The 19,106-nt window shown below is 67.1% G+C and carries 19 protein-coding genes; 13 read left to right on the top strand and 6 right to left on the bottom strand.

What is annotated here, in order from left to right:
• Position 1: 1 nt before the first annotated feature.
• The 7 genes from E5206_RS02100 (at position 2) to dhaM (ending at position 6,706) form a co-directional block, all read left to right on the top strand.
• Positions 2-187 carry a hypothetical protein gene (locus E5206_RS02100; protein ID WP_136321042.1) on the top strand — a complete coding sequence of 62 codons (186 nt, stop codon included), beginning with the start codon at positions 2-4 and terminating at the stop codon, positions 185-187.
• 132 nt (positions 188-319) lie between these two features.
• The gene (locus tag E5206_RS02095) at positions 320-646 is read left to right on the top strand and encodes an Lsr2 family protein (RefSeq protein WP_136321041.1); all 327 of its coding nucleotides are present in this window, start codon (positions 320-322) and stop codon (positions 644-646) included.
• A 226-nt stretch (positions 647-872) separates the two neighbouring features.
• The gene (locus E5206_RS02090; RefSeq protein WP_136321040.1) at positions 873-3,365 is read left to right on the top strand and encodes an ATP-dependent Clp protease ATP-binding subunit; all 2,493 of its coding nucleotides are present in this window, start codon (positions 873-875) and stop codon (positions 3,363-3,365) included.
• 113 nt (positions 3,366-3,478) lie between these two features.
• Complete coding sequence (locus E5206_RS02085) at positions 3,479-3,988, top strand: amino-acid N-acetyltransferase (RefSeq protein WP_136321039.1); 510 nt, start codon at positions 3,479-3,481, stop codon at positions 3,986-3,988.
• Positions 3,989-4,392: 404 nt separating this feature from the next.
• The gene (gene dhaK, locus E5206_RS02080; protein WP_136321038.1) at positions 4,393-5,394 is read left to right on the top strand and encodes a dihydroxyacetone kinase subunit DhaK; all 1,002 of its coding nucleotides are present in this window, start codon (positions 4,393-4,395) and stop codon (positions 5,392-5,394) included.
• A 2-nt stretch (positions 5,395-5,396) separates the two neighbouring features.
• Positions 5,397-6,023 (top strand): dihydroxyacetone kinase subunit DhaL, encoded by a 627-nt coding sequence (dhaL, locus tag E5206_RS02075; protein ID WP_136321037.1) that lies wholly within the window; start codon positions 5,397-5,399, stop codon positions 6,021-6,023.
• On the top strand, positions 6,020-6,706 hold the full coding sequence (gene dhaM / locus E5206_RS02070; protein WP_136321036.1) for a dihydroxyacetone kinase phosphoryl donor subunit DhaM: 687 nt from the start codon (positions 6,020-6,022) through the stop codon (positions 6,704-6,706). Before dhaL ends, dhaM begins: the two co-directional genes overlap by 4 nt.
• Positions 6,707-6,737: 31 nt before the next feature.
• Here the strand turns inward: dhaM and E5206_RS02065 are convergent, their stop codons facing one another.
• The 5 genes from E5206_RS02065 to E5206_RS02045 all read right to left on the bottom strand — a co-directional run bounded on the left by E5206_RS02065 (position 6,738) and on the right by E5206_RS02045 (position 11,227).
• Entirely contained in the window at positions 6,738-7,280 is a 543-nt protein-coding gene (locus E5206_RS02065; protein ID WP_136321035.1) for a hypothetical protein, read from the bottom strand.
• A gap of 89 nt (positions 7,281-7,369) precedes the next feature.
• Positions 7,370-8,206 (bottom strand): A/G-specific adenine glycosylase, encoded by an 837-nt coding sequence (locus E5206_RS02060; protein WP_346763473.1) that lies wholly within the window; start codon positions 8,204-8,206, stop codon positions 7,370-7,372.
• A gap of 205 nt (positions 8,207-8,411) precedes the next feature.
• On the bottom strand, positions 8,412-8,702 hold the full coding sequence (locus E5206_RS02055) for a Dabb family protein (RefSeq protein WP_136321033.1): 291 nt from the start codon (positions 8,700-8,702) through the stop codon (positions 8,412-8,414).
• Positions 8,699-10,363: an FAD-dependent oxidoreductase gene (locus tag E5206_RS02050; protein WP_136321032.1), complete on the bottom strand. Its 1,665-nt coding sequence runs from the start codon at positions 10,361-10,363 to the stop codon at positions 8,699-8,701. The genes E5206_RS02055 and E5206_RS02050 overlap by 4 nt, the downstream gene beginning before the upstream one ends.
• A gap of 102 nt (positions 10,364-10,465) precedes the next feature.
• Positions 10,466-11,227, bottom strand: a complete 762-nt coding sequence (locus E5206_RS02045) for an SDR family oxidoreductase (protein WP_136321031.1) — start codon at positions 11,225-11,227, stop codon at positions 10,466-10,468.
• 145 nt (positions 11,228-11,372) lie between these two features.
• Here E5206_RS02045 and E5206_RS02040 point away from each other — a divergent pair, with 145 nt between their 5' ends.
• The 5 genes from E5206_RS02040 to E5206_RS02020 all read left to right on the top strand — a co-directional run bounded on the left by E5206_RS02040 (position 11,373) and on the right by E5206_RS02020 (position 16,090).
• Entirely contained in the window at positions 11,373-12,152 is a 780-nt protein-coding gene (locus E5206_RS02040) for an IclR family transcriptional regulator (protein ID WP_136321030.1), read from the top strand.
• Positions 12,153-12,474: 322 nt separating this feature from the next.
• Positions 12,475-13,743, top strand: coding sequence for a cytochrome P450 (locus E5206_RS02035; RefSeq protein ID WP_205759985.1), 1,269 nt, complete (start codon positions 12,475-12,477; stop codon positions 13,741-13,743).
• A complete protein-coding gene (locus E5206_RS02030) occupies positions 13,736-14,986 on the top strand; it encodes an FAD-dependent oxidoreductase (protein WP_136321028.1) in 1,251 nt (416 codons plus the stop codon). The genes E5206_RS02035 and E5206_RS02030 overlap by 8 nt, the downstream gene beginning before the upstream one ends.
• 11 nt (positions 14,987-14,997) lie before the next feature.
• A complete protein-coding gene (locus E5206_RS02025) occupies positions 14,998-15,321 on the top strand; it encodes a 2Fe-2S iron-sulfur cluster-binding protein (RefSeq protein WP_136321027.1) in 324 nt (107 codons plus the stop codon).
• A 187-nt stretch (positions 15,322-15,508) separates the two neighbouring features.
• Positions 15,509-16,090: a hypothetical protein gene (locus E5206_RS02020; RefSeq protein WP_346763462.1), complete on the top strand. Its 582-nt coding sequence runs from the start codon at positions 15,509-15,511 to the stop codon at positions 16,088-16,090.
• A 1-nt stretch (position 16,091) separates the two neighbouring features.
• Here E5206_RS02020 and disA read toward each other — a convergent pair whose 3' ends face one another.
• Positions 16,092-17,168, bottom strand: a complete 1,077-nt coding sequence (gene disA / locus E5206_RS02015; protein WP_136321025.1) for a DNA integrity scanning diadenylate cyclase DisA — start codon at positions 17,166-17,168, stop codon at positions 16,092-16,094.
• A gap of 319 nt (positions 17,169-17,487) precedes the next feature.
• Between disA and E5206_RS02010 the strand changes: the two genes are divergently transcribed.
• Complete coding sequence (locus E5206_RS02010; RefSeq protein ID WP_136321024.1) at positions 17,488-19,101, top strand: peptide chain release factor 3; 1,614 nt, start codon at positions 17,488-17,490, stop codon at positions 19,099-19,101.
• Positions 19,102-19,106 lie beyond the last annotated feature (5 nt).

Below are 19,106 nucleotides of genomic sequence, written 5' to 3'. Positions count from 1 at the left end.
CGTGGACTACATTGCCGTATTGCTGCCGTCCGTCGTCGTCGGCCTTATTTTCTGGTTCGCCATGAAATCGATCTTCAACGCGGACAAATCGGAGCGCCAGGCTGAGGCCCGCGCCCAGGCTGAAGCCGAAGCGCGTGGCCAGGATGCCGGTCCGGCAGAAGGGCATTCCGCAGGGAATAGCAAATAGCGGCTAATCCGGCCTTTGGTTTTCCTTTGGCCGGAGTTTTCCACTTTGACGCCTTGCCATAAAGCAGAGGATACTTTTCATATACACATCCTGCTTTGTTAAAAAGCTCGTCCTTTTGGAAAGAGAGTCTTTATGGCACAGAAAGTAAAAATCATCCTCGTGGATGATCTGGATGGGGGATCCGCGGACGAAACTGTCCGGTTTGGCCTAGATGGCGTCAGCTATGAGATCGACCTGTCGGCAGGCAATGCTTCAGAACTCCGCTCGGCCGTTGAGCGGTTTATAAACCATGCACGCAAAACATCAACCGGCCGCGCCACGCGGACCAAGATTTCAAGCGGACGGAATCAGGATTCCGCTCAGATCCGTCAGTGGGCCCGGGACAACGGCTATGCGGTAAACAGCCGCGGCCGTATCCAGGCTGAAATTCAGGAAGCCTACCAGAAGGCCAATTCCTAGATTTTCCCGGGTCTGACCGCCACACACGCCAGTGCCCCCGCCACCCGGTGGGGGCACTGGCGTGTGTGGGCCCCGGTTGCGGCCTGTCGACGCCCCTCCGGGGCAGCCTTGCCGGGGGTTGTGTGTCGGCGCGGATGCCTCCGGGTTTCCCCTGTGGCGAACAAACCCCAAATCTTGTAGCCAGCCACGTAGCATCAGAGTAAGTCGTAGCTAGGAGTGTGGCGAAATGTTTGAGCGATTTACGGACCGTGCCCGTCGAGTAGTTGTGCTTGCCCAAGAAGAGGCACGCATGCTGAACCACAATTACATTGGTACCGAACACATCCTCTTGGGTCTGATCCATGAGGGTGAAGGTGTGGCCGCCAAAGCCCTTGAGTCCTTGGGCATTTCGCTCGACGGCGTCCGCGAGCAGGTGCAGGAGATCATCGGACAGGGCCAGCAGGCCCCGTCCGGCCACATTCCCTTCACGCCGCGCGCCAAGAAGGTGCTGGAGCTCTCGCTGCGCGAGGCCCTGCAGCTGGGGCATAACTACATCGGAACCGAGCACATCCTGCTCGGCCTCATCCGCGAGGGTGAAGGCGTTGCCGCCCAGGTGCTGGTCAAGCTCGGCGCGGACCTGAACCGTGTCCGCCAGCAGGTCATCCAGCTGCTCTCGGGCTACCAGGGCAAGGAAACCACCGGCGCCGGCGTCGGCCCGGGCCAGGCCGAAGGCACCCCTGCCGGTTCCGTGGTCCTGGACCAGTTCGGCCGCAACCTCACCCAGGCTGCGCGCGAGAACAAGCTGGACCCGGTGATCGGGCGCGAATCCGAAATGGAACGCGTCATGCAGGTCCTGTCCCGCCGTACCAAGAACAACCCGGTGCTGATCGGCGAGCCCGGCGTCGGCAAGACCGCCGTCGTCGAGGGCCTGGCCCAGGCGATTGTCCGCGGCGACGTGCCCGAGACCATCAAGGACAAGCAGCTGTACACCCTGGACCTCGGGTCCCTCGTGGCCGGCTCCCGCTACCGCGGTGACTTCGAAGAGCGCCTCAAGAAGGTCCTCAAGGAGATCCGCACCCGCGGCGACATCATCCTGTTCATCGATGAGATCCATACCCTCGTCGGTGCCGGTGCGGCCGAAGGCGCCATCGACGCGGCGTCGATCCTGAAGCCCATGCTGGCCCGCGGCGAGCTCCAGACCATCGGTGCGACCACATTGGATGAATACCGCAAGCACATCGAGAAGGATGCTGCCCTGGAACGCCGCTTCCAGCCGATCCAGGTCAAGGAACCCTCTGTCGCACATACGATCGAGATCCTCAAGGGCCTCCGCGACCGGTATGAGGCACACCACCGCGTCACCATCACCGACGGCGCCCTCGCGGCGGCCGCGAGCCTGTCCGAACGCTACATCTCAGACCGTTTCCTTCCGGACAAGGCGATCGACCTGATCGATGAGGCCGGCGCCCGGCTGCGCATCCGCCGGATGACGGCCCCGCCGGAGCTGAAGATCATGGACGAGAAGATCTCCGCCATGAAGCTGGAGAAGGAATCCGCGATCGATGCCCAAGACTTCGAAGGCGCCGCATCGCTGCGCGACAAGGAGCAGAAGCTCATTGCCGAACGCGCCGAGAAGGAACGCCAGTGGAAGTCCGGCGGCATGGACGACATCTCCGAGGTGGATGAGGAACTCATCGCCGAGGTGCTGGCGAACTCCACCGGCATCCCGGTCTTCAAGCTCACCGAGGAGGAGTCCTCGCGCCTGCTGAAGATGGAAGACGAACTGCACAAGCGCGTCGTCGGCCAGGACGCGGCCATCAAGTCGCTGTCGCAGGCCATCCGCCGCACCCGTGCAGGCCTAAAGGACCCGAAGCGTCCGGGCGGCTCGTTCATCTTCGCCGGCCCCACCGGCGTCGGCAAGACCGAACTCGCCAAGGCCCTTGCCGAATTCCTGTTCGGTGACGAAGATGCCCTGATCACCCTGGACATGTCCGAGTACTCGGAGAAGCACACGGTGTCACGGCTCTTCGGTGCCCCTCCGGGCTATGTGGGCTACGAGGAAGGCGGGCAGCTGACCGAGAAGGTCCGCCGTCGTCCGTTCTCCGTGGTGCTCTTCGACGAAGTGGAGAAGGCCCACGCCGATCTCTTCAACTCACTGTTGCAGATCCTGGAAGACGGCCGCCTGACCGATTCCCAGGGCCGCGTGGTGGACTTCAAGAACACGGTGATCATCATGACCACCAACCTCGGCACCCGGGACATCTCCAAGAGCGTGGCCACCGGCTTCCAGTCCGGCACGGACACCCAGACCGGCTACAACCGGATGCGGGCCCGGGTCACGGAGGAGCTCAAGCAGCACTTCCGTCCGGAGTTCCTGAACCGTGTTGATGACGTTGTGGTCTTCCCGCAGCTGACCCAGGACGAGATCATCGAGATCGTGGACATGATGATCGGACGGCTGGAGAAGCGCCTCAAGGACAAGGACATGGGCATCGAGCTCACGCCGGCGGCCAAGGTGCTGCTGGCAACCCGCGGCTACGATCCCGCCATGGGTGCCCGGCCGTTGCGCCGCACCATCCAGCGCGAGATCGAGGACCAGCTCTCCGAGAGGATCCTCTTCGGCGAGCTCAACGCCGGTGACATCGTGGTGGTGGATGTGGACGGCCAAGGCGACGAGGCCAAGTTCACCTTCGCCGGCACCTCCAAGCCGCGGATCCCGGAGATCGCTCCGAGCGTCTAGGTACCAAATGCGAGGGCCCCGCCAGCTCCGAAAGGAGTTGGCGGGGCCTTTGCCGTGTCGCCGCTGTGCACGGGCGGGGCGCCGGAAAGACGGCGGCGCCGTAGGATTGGGCTGTGACTGAGACGATCCGCATCCGCCCTGCCCGCACCAGTGATGTAGCGGCCATCAAGTCGCTGGTGGCGCCGCTGGCCGATCAGCGGATCCTCATGGCGAAGGAGACTGTGGCGTATTACGAAAGCCTGCAGGAATTCCGGATAGCCGAATCCCCTGACGGTGAAGTGATCGGCTGCGGCGCTCTTCACGTCATGTGGGAGGACCTGGCCGAGGTGCGGACGCTCGCGGCAGCGTCGTCCTGGCGGGGCACGGGAGTAGGGCACCGGCTTGTCGAACGGCTGCTGGAGGATGCCAAGGACCTGGGAGTCTCCCGTGTTTTCTGCCTGACCTTCGAAGTGGGGTTCTTCAAGAAGCACGGTTTTGAAGTCATGGCGGACCAGACGGCCGTGGACCCGGAGGTTTATTCGGAACTGCTGCGCTCGCATGACGAGGGCGTCGCCGAGTTTCTGGATTTGGCCAGGGTGAAGCCCAACACCCTTGGCAATACCAGGATGATCAAGGCCCTCTAACGGCTCCAAAACCGCATTAAATGCGGCCGGCGACAAGCCCCGAAGATGCATTGCCCCGCGGCCCGGCTCCGGGACTTCCGCTCAATAAACTTGGTGGATAAACTGATCCCGGCCCAGGGGGCGGGCCGTCATCTTCCGGAGGCAAAGAAATTGCACAAAGACCTAATTTTTCCAGGTTTCTCGGCATTTCAAATGACTGCCGCCGGAGCGCCCGCGGGGCCGGACTTCCGGCATGGGCGGACAGGCGGCCCTGACTGACGACGTCCCCCGGACACCAGCAGATCCTGGGATTTCCGCAGTCTCCAGGCTCCGCTTCAGCCGTTTGGAACCGGTGCCTACCACTGGCAGGGTCCCGGTAGTAGGGTCTAGACAAGCAGCCAGGACACCATCCAGGGAGCACCGCCATGAAGAAGCTCATCAATGATCCCCGCGCCGTGGTCGACGAGTCAGTGGAGGGGTTCGGGCTTGCCCATGCCGACCTCGTGACCGTCTTCGCGGACCCGAAGTACATCGTCCGCAAGGATGCGCCGGTGGCAGGCAAGGTGGGGCTCGTTTCCGGCGGAGGCAGCGGCCACGAGCCGTTGCATGGCGGCTATGTGGGGATGGGCATGCTCGACGCCGCCGTGCCCGGCGCCGTGTTCACCTCGCCCACCCCGGACCAGATCCTGCCGGCCACGCTCGCCGTGAACTCCGGCGCCGGCGTCGTGCATATCGTGAAGAACTACACCGGCGACGTGCTCAACTTCGAGACCGCAGCGGAACTGGCGCAGGCCGAAGGCGTGGAGATCCGCACGGTCCTGGTCAACGACGACGTCGCGGTGCAGGACTCGCTGTACACCGCGGGGCGCCGCGGCGTGGGCGGCACCGTGCTCGTGGAGAAGATCGCCGGGGCGGCCGCCGAGCGCGGGGACAACCTCGACGCCGTCGCCGCCATCGGTGACCGCGTGAACCAGAACGTCCGCAGCATGGGCGTCGCCTTGACCGCCTGCACCGTCCCGCATGCGGGCGTGCCCAGCTTCGAGCTGGAGGAAAACGAGATCGAGATCGGCATCGGCATCCACGGTGAGCCCGGCCGGCACCGCATCCCGATGGAAAACGCCGACGGCATCACGGACCGGCTGCTGGACCCGGTCATCAGCGACCTCGGTGTGGCCTCCGGCGACAAGGTGCTCCTGTTCGTCAACGGCATGGGCGGGACGCCGCTGAGCGAGCTGTATATCGTCTACCGCCGGGCCGCGCAGGTGCTCGCCGGGAAGGGCGTCACCGTGGCCCGCTCGCTGGTGGGGAACTACATCACCTCCCTCGAAATGCAGGGCTGCTCCATCACGGTCCTGCGCCTTGACGACGAGATGACGGCACTGTGGGACGCTCCCGTCCACACCCCCGCCCTCCGTTGGGGCGTCTGACCGTGGGGCTGGACGTCAACTGGGCGGTGCGGTGGCTCACCCTGTCGGCCCAGGCAATGTCGGACCACCGGGTGGAACTGATTGAGCTGGACCGGCCGATCGGGGATTCCGACCACGGCGAGAACATGGACCGCGGCTTCAGGGCCGTGATGGAAAAACTGGCAGAGTTGCCCCCGGAAACCCCCGCGGCGGCGCTGAAGCTGACGGCGATGACCCTGATGTCCAAGGTGGGCGGTGCGGCCGGCCCACTGTACGGGACGGCCTTCCTGCGGGCGTCCACAGCGCTCGGGGACCTCGCCGACGTCGACGCCGCCACGCTGGCGACGGCCCTGCAGGCCGCCCGCGACGGTATTGTCGCCCGAGGAAAGGCAGAGTCCGGGGACAAGACGATGGTGGACGCGTGGACGCCGGCAATAGAAGCGGCCGCGGCTGCCGCCCGAGGCGGCGATGTCCACAAGGTGCTGCTGGCCGCGGCGGAGGCGGCCGAGGCCGGGGCCGTGTCCACGGATCCCATGCTCGCCCGAAAGGGACGCGCCAGCTACCTGGGGGAGCGCAGCATCGGCCACCGTGACCCCGGCGCCGTCTCCAGCGCCCTGATCCTGCGCGCCGCGGCCGGAGCCGCCGAATGACGGTCCGGCTCGTCGTCGTTTCACACAGCGGGAAGATCGCCGACGGCGCCGTCGAACTTGCCGCCCAGATGGCGCCCGACGTCATGATTCTCCCGGCCGGAGGCACCGACGATGGCAGGATCGGCACGAGCCTGGAAAAGATCATGGCAGCACTGGAACAGGCCGCCGGCGGCGCGGATGCCGGCGACGGAGTCGTCATACTGACGGATCTGGGCTCGGCGGTGATGACCGCGGAGTCGGCAGTGGAATTCGCGGCGGATCCGGAGTCGGTGCTGCTCGCCGATGCCCCGCTAGTGGAGGGGCTCGTCGCGGCCGCCGTCGCGGCGCAGGCCGGGGCCGACGCGCAAGCCGTGAAGGAAGCCGCCGAGGCGGTCTACCGGCCCCCGCCGGTCCCCGAAATGCCGGCACGCGAGCATCAGCAGCCGCCGGACGCGACGGGCGACTTCGAGCTCGTGAACCAGGCCGGAATGCACGCACGGCCGGCGGCGAAGATTGCGGGCGGGCTGTCCGGCATGGACGTCGAGGTGACGGTCAACGGCGTTGACGGCACCTCGATGACGGAGCTCATGATGCTCGGGGCGCCCAAGGGAACCGTGCTCCATGTGGAGGCGAGCGGGCCGGACGCCGCCAAGGCGATGCGCTATGTCGGCGGCCTGGTCGAGTCGGGCTTCGGGGAACCATAGGGCCCTGCCGCTATTCCGTAGGGCCCAAGGGTTACCCCGGAGCGGGCCGGACCGGGGCCGGCGCCTCGGGACCCTGCCGAAGGCCGCCGGCATCCAGCACGAGGCCGGCTGTGATGAACCGGCCGCACTTCTCGCCGAAGGGGTAGGCCACGCGCGGCGTGAACGTGAGCGTCCGGACCGGCAGCGGGAGGCCGCCGGGATCCGTTCCGGTGGACGTCGCCTCGATACTGTCTCCGGTCAGGCCATCAAACATCAGCATTCCCCGGAGCGTGCCGTCAGGGGAAGAGCTTGCCGAACAGGGCCGCTCGCCGTCCTCCGGACCGGGTCCACAGCCCTGGTCCACGGTCGTGTACCCCGGTACGAGCTGAAGGTCAGCCTCCGCGCAGCGGCCGGCCTGGCATGCCCTAAGGTGGACGGTCCGCACCGAAGCGGCGTAGTCCTTGGCAACGGTCAGGGCGACCAGGGGCGCCTGGCCGATCGCGGGGCAGACCGTCCCGGCCCGGCATCCGCTCATCAGGAGCGCGCCGGTGAGCGAAATGCCGGTCAGGGCTACGGCCGCCGCGGACTTGCGCATGCTTCAGCGTAGTGCGGTGGGGCGTGCCCGGCCAGGTCCCGGGGGCCAGGTCCCGGGGGCCAGATCCCGGGGGCCAAGAGTCCCGGGAGTCACGCCGGGAGCCGGAAGCCGCCCAGATGGAGTTCCGCCAGCCCGTCGCTCAAGAGGCCGGCCAGGGCGCGTTCAAGCTGCTCGGGAGCCGAGTTGAGCCGGTGCAAAGCGGCGAGCGGAATGCCGATCCCCTCCGGCGCGAAGCCAAGGTCCGCCGGGGCGCGCTGGAATAGTTCCGGCTCCACCGGCGCCTCGGCCATCCGGAGGACCGCCATCACGGCGCCGCGGACCTGCCGGTCCGTTCCGTGCCAGGACTGCCCCTTGGGCGTATACGTCGGCGGCGGCTCGCCGGCTGCGAGCCAGGCGCAGGAGCTGCGCACCGGGCATTCCCCGCACTTCGGCGCCCGCGCCGTGCACACGAGCGCCCCCAGCTCCATGACGGCGGCGTTCCAGCGCACCGAAGCGCCGACGTCGTCCGGGAGAACCTGTGCCGCGAGCCGCATTTCAGCGGCGGTCAGGGCCTGCGCCGGCAAGGCTGTGCCGGAGAGCAGGCGGGCGTGGACCCGGCGGATATTGGTGTCCACCACCGTTTCCCGGCGGCCGAATGCGAAGGCGGCAACGGCCGCGGCGGTGTAGTTGCCCACGCCGGGCAGCTCGAGCAGCTCCGCATGGCTGGCCGGCACGTCGCCGCCATGGTTGTTGACGATGGCGGCGGCGGCCGCGTGCAGCCGCAGGGCCCGGCGGGGATAACCCAGCCGCCCCCAGGACCGGACCGCCTCCCCGGCGGGTTCCCGGGCCAGGCCGGCCGGTTCCGGCCAGCGCCGCAGCCACTCCTCCCACACGGGCAGGACACGGACCACCGGTGTCTGCTGGAGCATGATCTCGCTGACGAGCACGCCCCAGGGGGTGCGGTCCGCGGCCCGCCACGGAAGTTCCCGGGCATGGGCCCGGAACCAGTCAGCCAGTGCTTCATGGAGCACGGCCAGGGGCGGCCCGCCGGCAGGAGTGCCGGCGGGCGCTGTGGTGGGATCGGCGAGGGCTTTGATCCAAATACTCTAGTAGATCGGCACGCCGGACGCCGCCGGGATCCCGGATGCGGGGTCAGAGTTCGAAGTCGACCGAGAGGATCTGCTCGCTGTTGGGGAACGAGTACTGCTTGAGCGGCTCGTGCAGCGGGTGGGTGTTGTAGACCGCGATGTCCTCGAGCCGGTCGAAGTCCGCCACGATGGCGTAATCGAAGGACCGCTGCTGGTTCACGACATCCGGGCCGTGCGTGAGTTTCAGCAGCCCCGGAATGTTGCCGTCCATCCGGTCCAGTCCGTCAATCCAGGCCTGCCGGTCCGCGGGCGGGAAACCGGGCTTGAACTTGAACAGGACTGTATGGCGGATCATGCGTGCGTCCCGGCAAGCTCGGTGGCCGCGGTGTACTCCGCCGGCTGCCCGGCGATGGTGCGGCCCGCGAGGTAGCCCATGGTCATGATCGGGCCCAGGGTGGCGCCCGCGCCGGGGTAGCCCGCGGCATAGGCGTTTTCGGTGGTGTTGCCGGCCGCGAAGAGCCCACCGATCGGCTGGTCGTCGACATCCAGCACCCGGCCGAGGCCATCGGTGGCGACTCCGCCGTTGGAGCCGAAGGCTCCGTTGACTACCTCCAGGGCGTAGAACGGCCCGGACTGCAGCGGCCCCAGCGAAGGGTTCGGCCACGGGCATTCCTCATCGCCCCAGTACTTGTCGTAGGCGCTCTCCCCACGGCCGAAGTCCGGATCCTCGCCCAGCACCGCGTGTTCGTTGAACCGCTCCACGGTGGCTTCCAGGGCGGCTGCGGGAACACCGATCTTCTCGGCCAGCCCGGCCAGGGTCGGGGCCTCGATCAGGTAGTCCGGCGTGGGCTGGCCGGCCCGGTGGGCCAGGATGCCGTAGCGCTCGAGGTAGCTCTCGTCGAACACGACGTGCGCCGGGGTGTTAAGGGTCTGGTTGTTCGGAGAGTCCCAGGACTGAAGGCAGCGGGCCAGGTCGTTGTAGTTCTGGGATTCGTTGGCGAAGCGCTCGCCGTGGCGGTTGACCATGATCGAGCCGGGACCCTGGCGCTCGAAGCGCAGCAGGGTGCCGATCGGCTGGCCGTCGCGGGTGTCACCGGTGATGGCCATCGGGGCCCACCAGGCTTCGCGGGTGCCGCGGGTCTGGCTGCCGAGCCGCTGGGCCATCTTCAGGCCGTCACCGGTGTTTCCGGGAGGCGAGCACATGATGTAAAGGCGCGAGGCCAGCAGGGAATCAGCGAGCTTCCTGTCCCATTCGAACCCGCCGGTGGCGAGCACGACGCCGTCGTTGGCTTCGAAGATCTCACCGCTTTCCAGCTCGACGCCGGTGACGCGGACCCCGTCGGTGAGCAGGCGGTGGCCGCGGGCGCCGACCACCAGTGAGGCGCCGTCGCGGACCAGGCTGCCCAGGAGCATGGTGACCAGCGCATGGCCCTTGGCCACCAGCCCGTCAGCCTGGCGCCGGTTCAGGTCATCCCAGGGAAACTTGGTGAACGCACCCCAGTTCTCGTATTCCTGCATGGTGAAGGGCGCGCGGCCGTCAGAGCGGACATGTGCGGCCAGCTCCCCGAGGGTCTCGCGGATATTGGCCAGTTGGGGCTCCACGGTGCGGCCGCCGTCGACAGCGCCGGGCAGATCCTGGCGGTAGTCCGGGAAGTTATCGAGGAAGATGAACTTCACCCCGCACTCATCTTCCGTGAACCGCAGCATGGTGTCCCCATAGTCCAGGGCGGCGTCGAGCAGTTCGTCCCGGCCGCGCCCGCGGGCAACGGCGCGGACGTACTCGGCGGCCGCTTCCTTGGAATCCGCGATGCCCGCGGCCCTGGCGTAGTGGTTGTCGGCAATCCAGAGCATGCCGCCGGAGACGGCCGAGGTGCCGCCGAGGAGCTCGGTTTTTTCCAGTACGACGACGGACTTGCCGGCGCGGGCCGCGGTCGCGGCGGCGGTCAGGGCGCCGGCGCCCGAGCCAACGACGACGACGTCGTAGCGGTTGGTTTCGGTTCCGTTCAGGAATTTCATGGTGGGACCTTTCGGGTGGATCAGGTGCTGGGGAGGCTGGCTGGTGCGGGGAACCCCTGATGGGGAGCCCTCTGACAGTTGTGGTTCTGGCGGGGTGCGGCCTCAGACGGCGGTGTAGCCGCCGTCGATGACGAGCTCGGAGCCGGTGGTGAAGCGGGACTCGTCCGAGGCCAGGTAGAGCACGCCGTAGGCGATTTCATCGGGTTCGCCCTGGCGGGGGAGCGGGTTCGAGCCGACCAGCTGCTTGTAGTAAGCCTCGGCGCCGATCGAGGACTGTTCGGCGGAACGCCGGCTCATCCGGGTGTCCATCGAGCCCGGGTGGATCGAGTTCACCCTGACGCCGTGCTCGCCGTAGGTGGCGGCATCGGACTTGGACAGCAGCCGGACGGCGCCCTTTGTGGCGTGGTAGAGCGGGACGTTCCTGCCGCCGGTTATCCCGTGGATGGAGGAGAAGTTGATGATGCTCCCGGCGCCCTGCTCGATCATGGCCGGGACCACGTACTTGGTCATCAGCCAGACGCCTTTGACGTTGACGTCGAAGATCAGGTTGAAGTCATCGACCGATGCGGTGTGGGAGGCCCCGGCGCGGCCGATGATTCCGGCGGCATTGACCAGGACGCCCGGTGCTCCGAGCTCGTCCCGGATCCGCGCCACGGCGTCGGCGACGCTGTCCTCGCTGGTGACGTCGACGTCGTACTGGGTCACTCCGGGGTGCGGTTCACCGGCGGGGATACCGGCGACGTCCAGGCTGGCGACCTTCGCTCCGTGCTCGGCCAGCAGGCGGACAGTGGCGCCGCCAAGGTCCCCGCGTCCGCCTGTCACGATTGCGATTTTTCCTGCCACGCGTCCGGCTGAAATTTCCATGTTGTCGCTCTCCTCGGCCGCTACGCTGCGGCTGGTCCGGTGCTTCTGGCCTGTGTCCTGAGCAACGGTGACACAGAGCACATCGGCCGCAATATGGGCCTTACCGATGAACGGAAGAATGTTCCTTGGGTGGGAGACTGTGAGGGTGGCTAACTCTCCCTCCGGTGATTCGGTCATCGGCCGCGTCGTCCGGCTGATGAGCGCTTTTGACCGCCAGATGCCCTCAATGTCGCTCTCCGGACTTGCCCGGCGGGCCGGCCTGCCGCTGACCACCGCCCACCGCCTGGTGGAAGAGCTGGCCAGGCACGGGCTGATCGAGCGCTCCGACGACGGCGAACTGCGGGTCGGGATGCGTATGTGGGAGCTCGCGGCACGCGGCTCGCAGGCGCTGAACCTGCATGAAGTTGCTTTGCCCTTCATGGAGGATGTCCAGGCGGCGGTGCACCAGCACACCACCCTGGCCGTGCTGGACCGCGGCACGGTGCTCTATGTGGAGCGGCTCTCCGCCGCCGACTCCGCTCTGGACTCGGCCCACATTGCCCAGCGGATGCCCGTCCATGCCGCCTCATCCGGGCTCGTCCTGCTGGCCTATTCCCCGCCCTCCCGCCAGGACGAAGTCCTCGCCGGGCGGTTGGAGCAGGTGACCCCGGAGACCATCACGGATCCCCTGATTATCCGGAAACACCTTGCCGAGATCCGGCAGCGCGGATTCGTCGCGCTGCCGGGCATCGGCGTCACCGACTGGCTGGGAATCGCAGTCCCCGTCTTCGGCCCCGAGAACAAGATAGTCGCCGCACTGAACGCGATTGTTCCGCGGGGTGAGGCCGATGTGCCCATCACCGTTCCGGCGTTGCTCACCGCTGCGCACGGAATCTCGCGCGGGCTTGGAGCGGAAAACCGTCCGCGGGGATCCCGCCGCCTCTAGCCACCCCCGCCGTCCCTGGCGGTCCCTGGCGGTCCCTGGCGGCCCCTGGCGGCCCCTGGCCGCAGCGACCGGGCGGCCCGGTCCACTTTTTCCGATCATCGGAAGCGGGGTAGGTCTCTTCCTGCCCGGTTGCCATTCTGGGTGGAGACGCAGATCACCATCCCGGCCCAGTCGGAGCCCAACTCGACGTCCAGCGGGAAACGGGATCCATCGGCCCGGCGGAATGATCCCCGGCGGTCGCCAAACAATCCCATTGCCATCAGAATCCGTCAGCCGTCCTGGCTTCAGGACGGCCGGAAACAACTTCGAAAGAAGGACAACGATGTCCGCAATCACGCACACCGCGATTCCCGAGGCCCAGGCCGCCGGAGAGCTTCCCCCGTATTCCCATGAACTGGCCTGGCCTGGGCACCTCGCACCTTTCAAGGTGGTCGACGACGGAACCCAGGGCGACCCCTACGAGCACTACGCCTGGATGCGGGAGAACGCCCCGGTACTGCGCGCCCACTCGCCCGCCTCCGACGTCTGGTTCATCTCCCGGTTCGACGACGTCCGAAAGGCCATGCGGGCACCGAAGATCTTCTCCTCACAGGTGGTGGACCCGGTCCCGCTGACCTTCCTCACCCTCTTCGATGCGCCGAACCACACGCGGCTGCGCCAGGTGGTGGCCCAGGCCTTCACACCGAAAGCCATCGCCCGGTTTGAGGGCCGGGTGCGGGAAAACGCCCACAAGTACCTTGACGCGATGATCGCCAAGGGCGGCGGCGACGCCGTGGAGGACTTCGCGATTCCGCTGAGCATGTCCACCATCAGCGCCCTCCTGGACGTCCCGGCCGCAGACTTCGAGAAGATGAAGTTCTGGTCCGATGAGACCTTCAGCTACTTCGGCCGGCTGGCGCGCAACGCCCCCGGCACCGGCACCGACGAGCAGAGCACCTTCGAGTTCTTCGCCTACCTGAAGGAGACCATGGAGCGTCTCTACCGGGAGGAGAACGACTCCGTGGGCGGCCACATCGCCCGGATGTGGAAGGACGGGCTGCTCTCGGAAAAGGAAGCCAAGGAGCTTTGCGCCTTCGTCTTCGTCGCCGGCCATGACACCACGACCATCCTGCTCGCCAACGCCTTCCGCATCTACAGCGAACAGCCCGGCCTGCTGGCCCGGATCCGCGAGACTCCCGCCGACGCGGACGCCTTCGTTGAAGAACTTGCCCGCTTCCGCGGAACCGTACAGCGGGCCAGCCGCATCACCACCGAAGAGGTGGAGGTTGCCGGCGTCACCATCCCCAAGGGTGCCATCGTGCGGCTGCTGCCCGCGGCTGCCAACCATGACGACGCCAAGTATCCCGACGGCGGAAGATTCGACATCGACCGCGATGCCAGCGGCCACCTCGGCTTCGGCCACGGCGTCCACAGCTGCCTCGGGTCCCCGCTGGCCCGGCTGGAAACCCGCGTCACGGTTGAACTCCTGGCGGAAAAACTGGGCTCCATCAAACTGGATCCGAACAAGCCCATCACCTACGTCCGGGGTAACAACCTGACCAACTCCGGACCCGAAACCCTGCACGTGGAACTGGAGACGTCCAATGGTTGAGAACCACGCCACCGAGCCCATCATCATCGTCGGAGCAGGCCATGCCGGAGTCGCAGTCGCCGCCGGACTGCGCACCCGGGGCTGGCAAGGAGGCATCCTGCTCGTCGACGCCGAGAAGGAAGTGCCCTACGAGCGCCCCCCGCTGTCCAAGGAACTGCTCAAGCCGGGGGCGCCGGAGGAGCCCACCCTGCTGCGCAGGGAAAAGTATTACGAGGACAAGGCAATTGAACGGATCGGCGGCCTCACCGTGGAATCCCTCGACCGTGCCGGCCGCACGGTGCTGCTTTCCGACGGCAGCCGCCGCGGCTACCACCGCCTCGTCATCGCCACGGGTTCCCGGGCACGGGCGTTGCCGGTCCCCGGCGCCGATCTCCCGGGCGTCCAGGCGCTGCGCACCCGGGACGATGCCCTCGAACTCAAGCGCGCCCTGGTCGCCGGGGCCCGTGTGGTCATTATCGGAGCCGGCTACATCGGCCTCGAAGTGGCCGCAGCTGCCGCGAAGTCCGGCTGCGAGGTCACCGTGCTGGAATTCCAGGACCGCGTGATGAGCCGGGTGACCTCAGAACCGGTGTCACGATTCTTCGAAAGCCTGCATCAGGCCAACGGCGTCCGCTTCGTCTTTGGAGCGGCGGTGACCGCGGTCGAGGGAACCGATCGGGCCGAGCGCGTCATCACGGCCGATGGGTCCTCTTACGGCGCCGACGTCGTGATTGCCGGCATCGGCGTGGTTCCCAACCAGGAACTGGCCGAGCAGGCTGGCATCGATTCCCGGGACGGGATCCTGGTCGATGGACACGGCCTCACCTCGGACCCCTACGTCTACGCAGCGGGTGACGTGACCCGCTTCACGAGCCCCTGGGACGGGGCCAGCCAACGCCTCGAATGTATCCAGAGCGCATTGGCGCAGGCCGACGGCGTGGCCGAAGCCATCGCCGGAGGCGCCCCTAAAACCACCGAAATTCCCTGGTTCTGGACGGTCCAGCACGGAGTTCGGCTGCAGACAGCCGGCGTCCGGCACCCCGATGACGAGACGGTTGTGCGCGGCACCCCCGCCGAAGGGAAGTTTTCCGTGGTTTATCTCCGGAACGGCAGGCTGTCCGCCGTGGACACAATCGGCGGGCTCACGGACTTCCGTCCGGCCAAGAAGCTCATAGCCGAGGGAGCCCGCATCGATCCCGCACTCGCCGCCAATCCCGCCGTCAGCCTCGCCGAGGCCGCCGCAGCAACCGATCCGAAGAATTGAGAGCAACCGCGATGAGCAACAACGAAGTGAATGTCATCGACCGCGAAGGTGCAGCACGTCCCATCGAGTGGGAGCCGGAACAGTCCCTGATGGAAGCGCTCCGCGACGCCGACCTGCCGGTCCTGGCGTCCTGCGGCGGCACGGCCTCCTGCGCCACCTGCCATGTGTTCCTCGAGAAAGAGGTCTTCGACGCCCTCGGGGAGCGCAGCGAGGACGAAATCGAACTGCTCGTGGACGCCGAAGGGTACCGCGAGGATGCCTCCAGGCTCTCCTGCCAGGTCGGGTTCGAAAGCCATTTGGACGGCCTGACCGTCACGCTGGCCCCGGAAGACTAGCCGGCGGTGGGGAGACAGGGGTCTCACCGTGCCGCTCCGCCTGCAACCGGCGTGGTGGTTCCCCGGAACGCCGGCCACTCTCTAGCCTAGAAGAATGGTCAGGCAAGGCAACTCAGGAACGAACGGTCCACGGCGGAAACCCTCGCGGAAGCCGGCCAGTCCCGTTTTCCGCCGCCGCCGTCTGTTCGTGGGCGCCGCCCTGCTGCTGGTGATCGCCATCGCCATCGGCGGCTTCGCCGCAATCTCCAGCGCCCTCGCCGGCGGCCAGGCCTCCACGGACGCGGGCGGATCCGCCACGGTGGGCACGCAGGCCGCTCCCTCGGATGCGGCCTCGCCTGCGGCCACGGCGCCCGCCGCCTCGGCGACCCCCACGCCTCCCAGCTGCGAGCAGAATCTGGTGACGGTGACGGCCGCGACGGACAAGGCCGCCTATGCCGACGGCGAGAACCCGCTGCTGACCCTGAAGGTCACGAACGGCAACAGGGTCCCGTGCGAGGTGAACATCGGAACATCACAGATGGAGTTCCTGATCACCAGCGGTTCGGACCGGATCTTCTCCTCCCAGGACTGCCAGGCGGACAGCACCGATCTGGTGAAGACCATCGCGCCGGGACAGAGTGAAACCGCGAATTTCCCCTGGGAACGGAACCGCACGGTGCAGGGCTGCGCCCCCATCCAGGCGAAGCCCGGCGCCGGCGGCGCCTATTACGTCTTCACGGCGCGACTGGCGAACAAGACGAGCCCCAAGGCTGTGTTCCAGCTCCACTGAGTCAGAGGAACCGGTCCAGGAGGCTCGCCTCGGCCATCCGGCTCAGGCCCTCGCGGACCGTCCGGGCGCGCTGGTCGCCGATCCCGTCAACGGTCATAAGGTCATCGATGGTGGCGGCCATGAGGAACTGCAGTCCGCCGAAGTGGTCCACGAGGCGGTCGGCAACGGCCTTCGGCACTGCCTTCAGCCCGGAAAGCAGGCGGTAGCCGCGCGGCTGGACGACGGCGTCGAGGTTCGCCTCGCCGCCGGCGAAGCCGACGATCCCGGCAATCCTGCCCAGATCGATCAGTTCGGTGGGGCCCAGGCCCACGAGCGACTTGACCGCGTTCTCAATGTCCGCGGCAGAGGCGTCCGGGCCGGAGTAGTCGCGGATGATCACGTCGCTGCCCGGGCCGCGGCCCACGGTCAGTTCGTCCAGTTGCAAGGAGAGCAGCCGGCCGTCTTCGCCGAGTTCGAGCACATACTGCGAAATCTCCTCGGAAATCCGGCGCACCATTTCCTGGCGCTGCAGCGTCACGGCGACGTCGCGCACCGTCACCATGGCTTCGATTTCCAGGGCCGAGAGCGAGCTGGTCACCTGGTCCAGGCGCGACCGGTAGCGCTCCAGAGTGGCCAGCGCCTGGTTGGCGCGGGCCAGGACTTTTTCGGAGCCCTCCAGGACGTGGCGGAGCCCGTTCACGTAGAGGGCGATGATCTGCATCGACTGGCTGACCGAGATGACCGGGACTCCGGTCTGGATGGCGACCCGCTCCGCGGTCCGGTGCCGGGTGCCCGATTCCTGGGTTGCGATGCTGGAGTCTGGGACCAGCTGGACGGCCGCCCGCAGGATGTTGCTGGCATCCTTGTCGCAGATGATGGCGCCGTCCATTTTGGCCAGTTCGCGCAGGCGGGTGGGGGAGAAGTCGATCCCGATGTCAAAGCCGCCGGAACAGATGGATTCAATGGTCTTGTCAATGCCCAGGACGATCAGGGCGCCGGTGCGTCCCCGGAGGATGCGCTCGAGGCCGTCCCGGAGGGCCGTGCCCGGCGCCACCCTGCCCAGAGTCGCCTTGAGTGAATCTTCAGGGCTCCGAGCCATGGTTTTCCCTTCAAAGGTGCGGGCTGCCGCCCGCAAGTGCGCCGGTTTCCAGTGTTGGCCGGCAGGATCAAAAGTACTCGGTTTTCCGCTCTCACCATAGTACGGGTACGGTGCCGCCTTAACCGCACAGGCAAGCCTCAAAGTGCTCCATCGGGACGCTCCCCGGGGCGCTTCCCGGATGGCCTTGGCGGCCCCTTTCCGGGGCGGCACTTTCAGCAGGCAGCACGGCGGGTCCGCGGCCTGCGATAAACTTGGAGTCTCGGGTGTACCGCGGGCTCTCCGCCGATCCCCTCCCCACAGCCACAGCGAAAGTAGCACCGTGTCTCAAGAAGTCGTTAGCCCCGCACGAGTCCAGGAGATTCACAAGCAGGCGGCCCGGCGTCGGACTTTCGCGGTCATTTCCCATCCCGACGCCGGCAAGTCCACGCTGACCGAGGCGCTCGCGCTGCACGCCAAGGTGATCGGCACGGCCGGTGCGTCCAGCGGCAAGGCCAACCGCAAGGAAACGGTCTCGGACTGGATGCAGATGGAAAAGGACCGCGGCATCTCCATCAGTTCGGCCGCCCTGCAGTTCGCCTACCGGGACACCGTGATCAACCTCCTGGACACCCCGGGCCACGCCGACTTCTCCGAGGACACCTACCGGGTGCTGGCCGCCGTGGACTGCGCCGTGATGCTCGTGGACGCCGCCAAGGGCCTGGAAACGCAGACCATGAAGCTCTTCGAGGTCTGCAAGCAGCGCAACCTGCCCATCATCACCGTGATCAACAAATGGGACCGGCCCGGCCTGGACGCCCTGGCGCTGATGGACGAGATCACCGAGCGCACCGGGCTCCAGCCCATGCCGCTGACCTGGGCCGTCGGCATTTCCGGCGACTTCCGCGGCGTGTGGGACCTGCGCAACGACCGCTTCGCGAAGTTCCAGCGCAACAACGCCGGCGCCAACATCGCCATCACCGAGTACTTCACCCCGGAGCAGGCCGCTGCCAGCCAGGGCAATGACTGGTCCAACGCCGTGGACGAGGCCGGGCTCGTCATCGAATCCAACCTCGGGTTCGACGTCGAGGCCTTCCACTCCGGCCAGGCCACGCCGATCCTGTTCAGCTCGGCCGCCCTGAACTTCGGCGTGAAGGAAATCCTCGACGCCCTCGTGGACTTCGCGCCGCCCGCCGCTCCGCGGCCCGACGTCGACGGCGCCCCGCGCCCCGTCGACGCACCCTTCGCCGGCTTCGTCTTCAAGGTCCAGGCGGGCATGAACAAGGCCCACCGCGACCACGTCGCCTTCATTCGGGTCTGCTCCGGCATCTTCGAGCGCGGCATGGTGGTCACGCAGGGCCGGACGGGAAAGTCTTTCGCCACGAAGTACGCGCAGCAGGTCTTCGGCCGCGAACGCGAGGTCATCGACGAGGCCTTCCCCGGCGATGTCGTCGGGCTTGTGAACGCCTCCTCACTGCGGGTCGGAGACAGCCTGTTCCTGGACGAGCCGGTGGAATTCCCCGCGATCCCGCTGTTCGCCCCGGAGCACTTCCAAGTGGCCCGGTCCAAGGACCCCAGCCGCTTCAAGCAGTTCCGCCGCGGCATCGAACAGCTCGAGCACGAGGGCGTCATCCAGGTGCTCCGCTCCGACATCCGTGGCGACCAGGCCCCCGTGCTGGCCGCCGTCGGCCCGATGCAGTTCGAGGTGGTCGAAGACCGTATGGCGCACGATTTCAGCGCGCCGATGCGGCTGGAGCGGCTGCCGTATTCGATCGCCCGGATCTCGACGGCGGATGCCATGCCGGCGCTGGCCAACGTGCCCGGCGCGGAGGTGCTGCTGCGTTCCGACGGCGAGTACCTGGCGCTGTTCAACGACGTCTGGGCGCTGCGCCGGATCGAAAAGAACCACCCGGACCTGACCCTGCTGCCGATCGGCACGCACAACCCGGCGAAATAGCGGCA

Source organism: Arthrobacter sp. PAMC25564, assembly GCF_004798705.1.
GTDB lineage: Bacteria > Actinomycetota > Actinomycetes > Actinomycetales > Micrococcaceae > Arthrobacter.
The sequence above is the reverse complement of the archived record's forward strand: the minus strand, read 5'-3'. Positions and strand labels throughout refer to the sequence as shown.